General features: G+C 39.4%; 1 protein-coding gene and 2 pseudogenes. 2 read left to right on the plus strand and 1 reads right to left on the minus strand.

The features are described from left to right. Nucleotides 1-72: 72 nt before the first annotated feature. Nucleotides 73-1,053, plus strand: a pseudogene (locus tag L2I46_RS28815) (tyrosine-type recombinase/integrase); the annotation flags it as partial. A 71-nt stretch (nucleotides 1,054-1,124) separates the two neighbouring features. Here L2I46_RS28815 and L2I46_RS28820 read toward each other — a convergent pair. Then, entirely contained in the window at nucleotides 1,125-2,513 is a 1,389-nt protein-coding gene (locus tag L2I46_RS28820) for a DUF6880 family protein (protein WP_032443422.1), read from the minus strand. 193 nt (nucleotides 2,514-2,706) lie between these two features. Between L2I46_RS28820 and L2I46_RS28825 the strand changes: the two are divergent. Further along, nucleotides 2,707-2,982 (plus strand): annotated as a pseudogene (locus L2I46_RS28825) (site-specific DNA-methyltransferase); the annotation flags it as partial. Nucleotides 2,983-3,057: the final 75 nt, after the last annotated feature.

The following is a 3,057-nucleotide window of genomic DNA, read 5'->3' on the forward strand; positions in this document are numbered from 1 at the left end:
AAAGCGTGCGTATTGCCTGAAAACACAACCCGCTACGGGGGAGACTTACCCGAAATCTGATTTATTCAACAAAGCCGCTCTTTCAGCGTAGTCGCTAAAGCTTGGTTCTCCACGAAAACAAAATGGTCTAAAGATTATGGTGATTCCGTATGGAAGCGCCTTGAAACCTATGTCTTCCCGACAATTGGCGATAAAGATGTTGCCGAACTGGATACGGGTGATCTGCTGGTTCCAGTGAAAAAGGTTGAGGCACTTGGCTATCTTGAAGTTGCCATGCGCATTCAACAATATATTACGGCGATCCTCCGTCATGCCGTACAGCAAAAACTGATACGCCATAACCCTGCCTATGATATGGAAGGTGCAGTTCAGAAACCACAGACTGAACACCGCCCTGCACTGGAGCTGGAAGAAATACCACTGCTACTGAAAAAAATTGCCGAATACAAAGGCCGCAGGTTAACCATACTGGCAATACAGCTCAATCTGATGATTTTCATTCGTTCCAGTGAGCTGCGTTTCGCTCGCTGGTCAGAAATTGATTTCAAAAGTAAGTTATGGGTTATACCCGAACAGCGTGAAGCGATTGAAAACGTCAAACATTCAACTCGTGGTGCTAAAATGAAGCGTAAGCACTTCGTTCCCCTTTGTAAGCAGGCCATGAAGATACTCAAAGAGATCCGACAACTGACTTATGAAGAAGGTCATGATGATGGGTTAGTCTTTACTGGCTGTTATGACTCGTTTAAACCCATGAGTGAAAACACCATCAACAAAGCCCTACGTAATATGGGATATAACACGAAGCAGGACATCTGTGGACACGGTTTCCGCACACTGGCCTGTAGTGCCTTAATTGAGTCTGGTTTATGGTCAGAAGACGCTGTAGAGCTTCAAATGAGCCATAAGGAAAGCAATAGTGTCCGGGCTGCTTATACCCATAAAGCAAAACACCTTGACCAGCGCCGTCTGATGTTGCAGTGGTGGGCTGATTTCCTTGATGCTAACAGCAACGGTATGGTCAGGCCATTTGAGTTTGCTTCCAATAAATAAAAGGAAAGGCCCTTAGTGGCCTTTCAATATCTACTTTATGCCTAAAAACTTCAAATATTACCGATTGAAATTTATGCTGAATATGATACTGAATCTTTCTCTATAGCTAAACCATCAATTTTGTCCAGCATCATTTCCCAGAGTGCATATTTTCTTTTATGCTCGACAAATAGCGATTTGAAATATTCTTCTGTTGAAGGGACTTTTTCAGTCCATACGATATTTTTACTATAATCAATACTTTTTTTCATGTCAGATGCCGCGTAGGTGTAGTACTTGCTCTGACTGCGGCTAATACTGTCCTCTACCAGCACTCTACGAAGAAGAGTTGCAGAACATGCGTAACCATGCCTGTAAAGCTCACTTGATAAGGACCGAATAAAAGAACCACGTAATAAAACCATCATATCTTTAATTTCATTTTTACTCGCATTAATTATTTCCGAATCAAGCTTTCCATAATTATCTATCGCTGACAAAAAAAGTACAACAAAGGGGAAACCTTTGCTCTTTGCTATGCCAGAAAATAAACCCAGTGAGTCATTAACTTTCTCTACTCTATTATATATTTTATAAAAAACAACATCACACCTGTTCTTAAATCCATCAAGGCAAATTGTTTTTGCCTGCTGAACCTCCCCCTCTTCAATCAGAGCCAAAGCGAACACCTCAGCCCATTTATCACGAAGCCCTGCATGATCAACGGTTTTATCATCTTTAATTTGATTAAGAACAAGAATCGCTTCCCCTGCACACAGTTCATCTATCAGCAATTCAGCAAACTTAATGACATATTCTGGTTGGTTAAATTTTATTTTATCAAAGCATTGTCTGATGAAATCAACATCCCTGATATACAAACTTAGCTCAACAGCAGAATTCACATCACCTGCGTCCAGAAGCTTTTCTCTTAAAGCACGAATAACATTATATCCAAGCTCCTTTTTATACTTGTCAAAGATATTAAGGTTAAAATAAACCTCACCACTAAGAACGGAAAAAATTTTATCTGCTATATCATCAATGCCTTTGTTTTTTTGCAGGGCTAGGGATTTTAACCATATCTCGACCACACCATTATAATAGTTCATCCATGAACCATCTGATGTATCAGCGATTTCGCTGACTTTATCAAAAGAGATCAGTAAATTATGGCAACATACCTCTGTTTTATCTGGCAGAGTTGACACCGTTTTTTCGAGAGGTAATATAACGCTCTTGTATAAAACCTCAAAGAAACCAGCAGACTCATAATAATCATAGAAACGTTTTGACTTTATTTTCCTTTTATATTCGCTTTCAACCTTCTTCAGGAGTTCTTCTGGAGTCAATAGATATTGATTGATAATAAATGATTTTACCTGACTATTATCATCAGCAATTTCACAAATTATTTGCATTAGTTGTTCTGCAGGCATTTCCTTGAGTAAAGAAAGTTGCTTCTTGTTCAGTTTAGCCATTATTACATCCTGATAATTTTTAGAAGACGCAGAAAAGCTAATTGTACTAATATGAGGACAAAACATTCAACAAAAGCATTAACATAATGATTTAAAAAGAAATTCATAGCACGCTGTTCATTGATGAAATGAACTATTTACCGTAAAATAACGTCATCATACAGTAACCTGATACAGATACGTGGAATGGTCAATGAACAAAATTTCGCCTGAAATGCCCGAACTACAATCAATGAATATCACTGCTGATAACATCACCAAACTTAAATCATTGTTTCCTGAAGCATTTAGCGAAGGAAGCATCGATTTTGATGTATTGAAGCAACTTTTGGGCGCAAATGTAGACGAGAAAGAAGAACGTTATGGACTGAACTGGCATGGTAAACGTCAGGCGCGTCAGCTTGCTCTCACGCCTTCTCGTGGCACCTTACGCCCATGTAAAGATGAAAGCGTTGATTGGCATAACACGGCTTTGTTGAATAAATCAGATTTCGGGTAAGTCTCCCCCGTAGCGGGTTGTGTTTTCAGGCAATACGCACGCTTT

The organism is Klebsiella sp. 2019SCSN059, assembly GCF_021739525.1.
In the GTDB taxonomy this organism is placed as follows: domain Bacteria; phylum Pseudomonadota; class Gammaproteobacteria; order Enterobacterales; family Enterobacteriaceae; genus Klebsiella; species Klebsiella quasipneumoniae.

What these genes read in the sequence shown, in the direction of transcription:
- L2I46_RS28820 (WP_032443422.1), bottom strand. Translation starts at nt 2,513, where the DNA reads ATGGCTAAACTGAACAAGAAGCAACTTTCTTTACTCAAGGAAATGCCT.